The 6,232-nt window shown below is 44.5% G+C and carries 8 protein-coding genes; 6 read left to right on the top strand and 2 right to left on the bottom strand.

The genetic code is table 11. The features are described 5' to 3' along the window. Nucleotides 1–137 precede the first annotated feature (137 nt). On the top strand, nucleotides 138–596 hold the full coding sequence (sixA, locus tag A3735_RS16845; protein WP_068515010.1) for a phosphohistidine phosphatase SixA: 459 nt from the start codon (nucleotides 138–140) through the stop codon (nucleotides 594–596). Between the two features lie 342 nt (nucleotides 597–938). Here sixA and A3735_RS16840 read toward each other — a convergent pair whose 3' ends face one another. Beyond that, the gene (locus A3735_RS16840) at nucleotides 939–2,090 is read right to left on the bottom strand and encodes an aminotransferase class V-fold PLP-dependent enzyme (RefSeq protein WP_068515235.1); all 1,152 of its coding nucleotides are present in this window, start codon (nucleotides 2,088–2,090) and stop codon (nucleotides 939–941) included. Nucleotides 2,091–2,312: 222 nt separating this feature from the next. Here A3735_RS16840 and A3735_RS16835 point away from each other — a divergent pair, with 222 nt between their 5' ends. Genes A3735_RS16835 through A3735_RS16825 form a run of 3 tightly spaced genes read left to right on the top strand, consistent with a single transcriptional unit; the run spans nucleotide 2,313 to nucleotide 4,621 of the window. Beyond that, nucleotides 2,313–3,107 (top strand): 4'-phosphopantetheinyl transferase superfamily protein, encoded by a 795-nt coding sequence (locus A3735_RS16835; protein ID WP_156495052.1) that lies wholly within the window; start codon nucleotides 2,313–2,315, stop codon nucleotides 3,105–3,107. Nucleotides 3,108–3,149: 42 nt separating this feature from the next. Further along, entirely contained in the window at nucleotides 3,150–4,046 is an 897-nt protein-coding gene (locus A3735_RS16830; RefSeq protein ID WP_068515229.1) for a radical SAM protein, read from the top strand. Nucleotides 4,047–4,048: 2 nt separating this feature from the next. After that, on the top strand, nucleotides 4,049–4,621 hold the full coding sequence (locus A3735_RS16825; RefSeq protein ID WP_068515227.1) for a DUF1285 domain-containing protein: 573 nt from the start codon (nucleotides 4,049–4,051) through the stop codon (nucleotides 4,619–4,621). 37 nt (nucleotides 4,622–4,658) lie between these two features. Here the strand turns inward: A3735_RS16825 and yhbY are convergent, their stop codons facing one another. Next, entirely contained in the window at nucleotides 4,659–4,961 is a 303-nt protein-coding gene (yhbY, locus tag A3735_RS16820; RefSeq protein ID WP_068515219.1) for a ribosome assembly RNA-binding protein YhbY, read from the bottom strand. Between the two features lie 143 nt (nucleotides 4,962–5,104). On the opposite strand from yhbY, the gene rlmE reads away from it, so the two are divergent. Next, nucleotides 5,105–5,722, top strand: a complete 618-nt coding sequence (gene rlmE / locus A3735_RS16815) for a 23S rRNA (uridine(2552)-2'-O)-methyltransferase RlmE (RefSeq protein WP_068515313.1) — start codon at nucleotides 5,105–5,107, stop codon at nucleotides 5,720–5,722. A gap of 223 nt (nucleotides 5,723–5,945) precedes the next feature. Next, on the top strand, nucleotides 5,946–6,232 hold a 287-nt coding region (locus A3735_RS16810; RefSeq protein ID WP_231882566.1), incomplete at its 3' end, for an ATP-dependent metallopeptidase FtsH/Yme1/Tma family protein.

The raw sequence follows: 6,232 nt of genomic DNA, 5'->3' as shown, positions 1-6,232 counted from the left end.
GCCGGTAGGACTTTGGGCTTGTACCTAAAACAAATTAGTGAATTCCTGAGCTACGCAAGTGAAGTGAAGCCCTATCCATTTTCTGATTGGCCGCAAGCAAAAGCTAAAGACAAGCTTCTGGATGAGATTAAGTAGCGATGAAGCTCTTTATTTCCAGGCATGGTGAGGCATCATTTTATGCAGAAAGCGACTTCTCTCGCCCCTTGACAGAAAGAGGTGTGCAGCAGACAAGTGCTTTAGCAAAAGAGCATTTGAGTATATTAAGTGAGGTGAGCCAAATTTGGGTGAGCCCCTTACTAAGAGCTCAGCAGACGGCAAAGGTTTATCAAGACCAGCTGAAGTGCGATGTTCATACCAAGCCTTTTATTACACCCGACTCCTCGCCGAAACAAGTGCTTCGTCAGCTTAATCAGGCCGGAATTGATAATGTGCTGTTGGTATCGCATCAGCCATTGGTCGGAGACTTAGTGAGCCTATTGGTTGAAGGTAATACCTATCAACCTCATCCTTTTATCACGAGTGAGCTAGTAGTACTGGAGCTTGAGCTGATGGAAGCCGGCCTAGCTTATTTACACCAGGATCTTATCCCGCACTAATAATTCACAGGTCTCTTTGTTAGCCCGGTGTGCTCTTAAGCCGGGATCCATGAGGGTCAGAACGAGGTATCGACGTAGCTGGTTTCCTGGTAAAAACACCTCGGGAATGATGAGTTCGGGGAGATGTTCTACTCTGCCCTGAATTGCACCCATTTTATAGAGGAGCTCTATAGAGAATTATTATTCCTCTGTGCAGCAAAGCGCTCCGTGCCCTCTGTGGTTAAGGGGTTTAATCTTGAAATCAAAACCAAAAAACAAATCCACCACAGAGGACACAGAGCGGCAGGTGGCCTGCACGGAGAAAGCCAAAAGAAGGGTTCTTAAATGAATGACTCCAATTATTTAGACTAAGTCGCGCAGAATCTCTACAGCCCGGTTGATCACTCGCTTGGTGGTATAAAAGTGCGGGGAAAAACGAATACCTCCTCCCCGGTTTGCACAGATTACTTTACGTGACATAAGTGTTTGATATAGCTCAGTGCTGTCCTTCCCCTCAATGCGAAAGCAGATAATGCCACTTTGACGCGCTTGGTTTTTATTTTCAGGAGAAATGAAACAAAGGTCATCAATGGTTTGTAATTGTGCCTTCAGATAGTTCGTTCGTTCGCATATGGCTTGATGAATATTGTCGATGCCTATATCCAGCAGTAGCCCCAAACTGGCATTTAAAGCCTGTACCCCCAGCATGTTGGGGCTGCCACACTCAAAGCGTTTTGCGTCCTTTGCTGGCGTCCATTCGGGCGAGTCGTAGTTGCCGCGCTGTTCGATCATATGCCAACCGAATTGATTGATCTTCAGTGTTTCGATATGTATGCCTTTCACATAGAAAAGCGCTAAACCTTCGGCGGCCATCATCCACTTATGTCCATCGGCAACAATGAAATCAGCATCGATTAAGGTTTGATCGAAAGGTAATGCGCCCAGACTTTGTATGGCATCCACACAAAGGAGGCATTGTTCTGCTTTGCATAGCTGGCTAAGAGACGGGAGGTCAATTGTAATGCCGCTTGCATACTGAACAGAGCTAATAGAAACCAGCCTGGTCTTGGGGCTTATCAGCTGTTGTATCGCCTGCACAGGGTCTTGTTTGTCTATATCTGCTACGTTTACAGTGACACCAAACTGGCTCAGGGATTCCCAGACTATGCGATTAGACGGAAATTCCTGATTGCTGATAATTACTTCATCACCTGCTTGCCATTCAATGCCATAGGCAATCATTGACAGTGCCTCGGAGGTGTTTTTTGCCAGTGCGATTTCATGGGTAGATGATAGGCCGATTAACTTGGCCAAGCGCTCGCGCAGTTCTTGCTCGACCTGTAACCATTGAGGGTAGTGCTGAGCGCCGCTGTAAACATTTTCTTTGGCGAACCTGGCAACGGCTAGCTCCGTACATGCAGGCCAAGGGCTTACCGCAGCGTGATTCAGGTAGCATAATTCCTTGTCTTGAGGGAATTGTGTTTCAGCTTGGGGGAAATGGGTAAAGCTTGGCATGTTGACACCGTTTTGAGCTTGTTGGACCGGGAGAAGCTCTGATGATATACGAAATAAGATGGCATTTTAATGTTTTCGTATCTGATCAGGGCATTCTTTAAAACGCCGATGTCGATGGAGACTAAAGCAGTGCCGACAGAGCTTTCTTTTGTTAAGCTGTTCTGCCTGATTCAAAGCTTGCGTTTATAGCGAGCTTTGTGGCGAGTGTATGTGGAAGGTTTTGTGAATTTATCGGTAAAAGCTATGCAAGCTCAGCGCATAGATCTTTGGCTCTGTTCCGTTGAACGTATAAATGTGGCGTCTCATATTGATGAGTTTCTTGCTCTTTTGAGTGAGGACGAACGTGTGCGATACGAACGTTTTGTCTTTGAAAAAGATCGTCATGTATATCTCGTATCGCGCTATCTCTTACGCACCTTGCTTAGCCGATATCTCCCCGGGAATTCACCTAAAACATGGTGCTTTAATTATAATGATTACGGTAAACCTGAATTGCCGAATTACCCGCTGAGCTTTAATTTGTCGCATTCTGACAATCATATCGTACTGGCTTTTTCTCGTGATGAGGTGTTGGGGGTGGACATTGAATCGCATAAGCGTGAGGTTGATTTTCAGCCTTTGGCCAAATACTCGTTTTCAACCAAGGAATACGCCCAGATAGAGAAGCTCGACCAAGAAGCATTTCGAGATCGTTTCTTTTCTCTCTGGACTTTGAAAGAAGCTTATATGAAAGCAGATGGGCGAGGCATGTCTATTCCGCTTAAAAGCTTTTCCTTTCTATTTGATGATTCTAATCGTTATTTGGCGCGTTTTGAGCCGGAGCAAAAAAGCGATTCTGACCCTTGGCTTTTTTGGCAGTTCGAAACAGATTTAGACTGCTTTATCTCTCTTGCTACTCAGTCTAATGGACTTGCTAGGGGGGAATATCGTATCGAAACTAAAGAAATTACCGGTCTCGATAAGGTTCGTGAGCTCAGTTTGCCCCATAGAGAGCTCGCTAATAAAGACTTGTGTTAGAATAAACGATTAGATTCAACCAATAGTTGCCGTGATTATTTTATGAATTATTTGCCTATCAATTACATTGAGCCCGTATTTCGTCCACCTTCAGAAGCTAAGTCTTTGATTCTTCAAGTTACCAATGGTTGTTCATACAATAAGTGCACCTTTTGCGATATGTATACAGCTGAACAGAAGAAGTTCAAGCCCAAAAAGATCGAAGAGATAGAGCAAGAAGTGAGTGCAGTGGCGAAGAGCATGCCGAATGTCGGGCGTTTCTTTTTGGCAGATGGTGATGCAATGACTTTGTCGTTCCGCCGCCTCAAAGAAATACTTGAGTGTATTAATCGCTACTTTCCAGATAAAGAACGTGTTACTGCTTATTGCTTACCCAGAAATATTAAGAAAAAAACGGTAGAAGAGCTGGCTGAGTTGAGAGCGTTAGGCCTAAGCATGGTATATGTGGGCTGTGAATCCGGTGACGACAAAGTCTTGGAATGTGTGGTTAAGGGTGAGACTTACGAAAGCTCTAAAGACGCCTTACTCAAGTTAAAAGCTGCAGGCATCAAGTCTTCCGTGATGATATTAAATGGCTTGGGTGGCAAGAAGTTTTCAAAGCAACATGCCGTTAACTCTGCCAAGCTTATGAATGAAACACAGCCAGAGTTTGTATCGACGTTAGTAGTTTCTTTTCCGATGGGTGAAGAGCGCTTTAGGGCTGGATTTAATGGTGATTACGAGCCATTAGAACAATTGGATTTATTTCATGAGATTCGTACCCTGATTGCTAATTTTGAACTGGAAAATACAGTATTCCGTTCCGACCACGCGTCTAATTATTTGGTGCTAAAAGGTAATTTAGGGGCAGATAAGCAAGCGATGCTAAGTAAAATTGATCTGGCTTTGAATAAGCCTGGTGCAATTCCTCTTAGGCAAGAGTGGCAGCGAGGCCTATAACTATGGCAAAAATAGATGGTGAGGGGCTGCATAGGGACCTACCGACAATCGCGACCCAGATAAGAGAATTAGTTGGCGAGGATGATAGCTTGCCACCTGTTGAAACGTGGCAGCCGGAGCGAGTTGGCGAGATAGATATACGTATTGATTCCCAGGGTGAGTGGTATTATCAGGGAGACAAGATGGAGCGGCAGGCAGTGGTTCGCCTGTTGTCGCGGATATTACGCCGTGATGGTGAAGATTTCTTCCTGGTGACGCCTTACGAGAAAATGAAAATTACGGTGGATGATGCGCCCTTTGTTGTCGTGATGGTAGATCGCGAAGGTGAGGGTGAAGCGCAAAAGCTGCATTTTTCTACCCAGCTAGGCGATTACTTCACCTTGTCGGCAGATCACCCGCTCGAGGTAAGCTATAACGAACGCCAGGAACCGTCGCCATACGTGAAGGTAAGACATGGGCTTATGGCAAAATTGAGTCGGCCGGTTTATTACGAGTTAGCAGATTATATTTGTGAGCGCTCGGAGCAAGATACTGAGCTTGGTGTTTGGAGTGCTGGGCAGTTTTTTAAATTTTAGAGAGGTGCGTATGTCGCACCCCATTTGTATTTTAAGGTTAACGAATTAGGTTTGAAAGCTTAGGGTTAGGCTTCTTGTTCTTCTTAAGTAGCACCGCGATTTTTCCTATTGTTTGAACTAGCTCGGCGCCACTTTGTTCGACCAGCTCAGTGATGAGTGCACTGCGGTCATCGCGGTCACCAATTGCTACTTTAACTTTAATTAGCTCATGATCATTGAGTGCGCGATTCAGTTCTTCCATTAGGCCTTCGCTTAAACCTTTATCTCCGACTATAATCACCGGGTTTAGGTTGTGTGCGATAGTGCGATAATGTTTTTTGTCTGCAGAACTTAAGCTCATGAAAATAACCCGTAGTAGAAATCGTATAGTAAGTAAAAGTATTAACGGCGCGCATTCTAACAGTTATTTTATTTGATTGATAATGCCGCTAAATGTCAGGCTTATGCTCTGACAGGGCAGCGAGAATTTTTAAAGAGGGTGGTATGGCTCGTTCAAAATCAAGTTCCAAGTGGTTGAAAGAGCACTTCGATGATCAGTATGTAAAACAGTCACAGGAAGATGGGTATCGTTCTCGTGCCAGCTACAAATTGTTAGAGATTCAAAAAAAAGACCGCCTGTTTAAGCCGGGTATGACGGTGATTGACCTGGGGGCAGCGCCTGGTGGTTGGACTCAGGTAGCGCAAGAGCTGGTTGGGCCAAGTGGAAAGGTAATCGCTAGCGATATTTTATCTATGGATGCCTTGCCTGATGTGACTTTTGTTCAGGGTGACTTTACTGAAGAAGACGTGTTTGATCGTCTTATGGCAGAAATTGATGGTCAAGTAGACCTTGTAATCTCAGATATGGCCCCCAATATGAGTGGGAATGCTGCTTCTGATATACCCAATGCGATGTATCTGGTTGAGTTAGCTCTGGATATGGCGCGACAAACTTTAAAACCTAATGGCGCATTTATCGCTAAGGTTTTTCAGGGGGAGGGCTTTGACTCCTTGATTGGAGATATGCGACAGATGTTTACTAAGGTATATAGCCGTAAGCCGGACGCTTCAAGGGCCCGCTCGCGGGAAATCTATCAAGTAGGTGTTGGGTTTAAGGGTTGAATGCCTTACAAATTAAAGGTGTTTAAAACTCCTGTCAGGGCATAGCTATTTAAGAAATCAGGCGGTATATTGAGCCACTTTGGTTTTGCTTTGTTGTCGACTTATGTCGTGTAAGTTTTGAAATGTCTCGGAATATTATTTCGGGAAATACTAAATTAGTTTGTTTAATCGTAAATTAAGTATCTAAAGATACTGGTAAAAGAGGGATTCTCCTTTGAATGACATGGTAAAAAACCTGGTTCTGTGGTTGGTGATAGCAGCAGTTTTGTTGACAGTGTTTAACAACTTCAATGGCCAACAAAAAGTGAAGCCAATGGACTATTCACAATTCATAGAATTAGTTCAAGGGGGGCAGGTTAAGGAAGTTGCCATTGATGGTTTGCACTTTGATGTGGTGACGACCGATGGGCGTCATTATGAAACCGTTCGTCCAATGGTTGAAGACCCTGGCTTAATGCATGACCTGATTGAGAACAAGGTTCGGGTTGTTGGTAAGGAGCCAGAGCAGCA

The organism is Oleiphilus sp. HI0061, from assembly GCF_001635675.1.
The sequence above is the reverse complement of the archived record's forward strand: the minus strand, read 5'-3'. Positions and strand labels throughout refer to the sequence as shown.

Bases quoted from the DNA above. Each gene is read 5' to 3' on its own strand.
- sixA (WP_068515010.1), top strand. From the start codon at position 138: ATGAAGCTCTTTATTTCCAGGCATGGTGAGGCATCATTTTATGCAGAA.
- A3735_RS16840 (WP_068515235.1), bottom strand. From the start codon at position 2,090: ATGCCAAGCTTTACCCATTTCCCCCAAGCTGAAACACAATTCCCTCAA.
- A3735_RS16830 (WP_068515229.1), top strand. From the start codon at position 3,150: ATGAATTATTTGCCTATCAATTACATTGAGCCCGTATTTCGTCCACCT.
- A3735_RS16825 (WP_068515227.1), top strand. From the start codon at position 4,049: ATGGCAAAAATAGATGGTGAGGGGCTGCATAGGGACCTACCGACAATC.
- yhbY (WP_068515219.1), bottom strand. From the start codon at position 4,961: ATGAGCTTAAGTTCTGCAGACAAAAAACATTATCGCACTATCGCACAC.
- rlmE (WP_068515313.1), top strand. From the start codon at position 5,105: ATGGCTCGTTCAAAATCAAGTTCCAAGTGGTTGAAAGAGCACTTCGAT.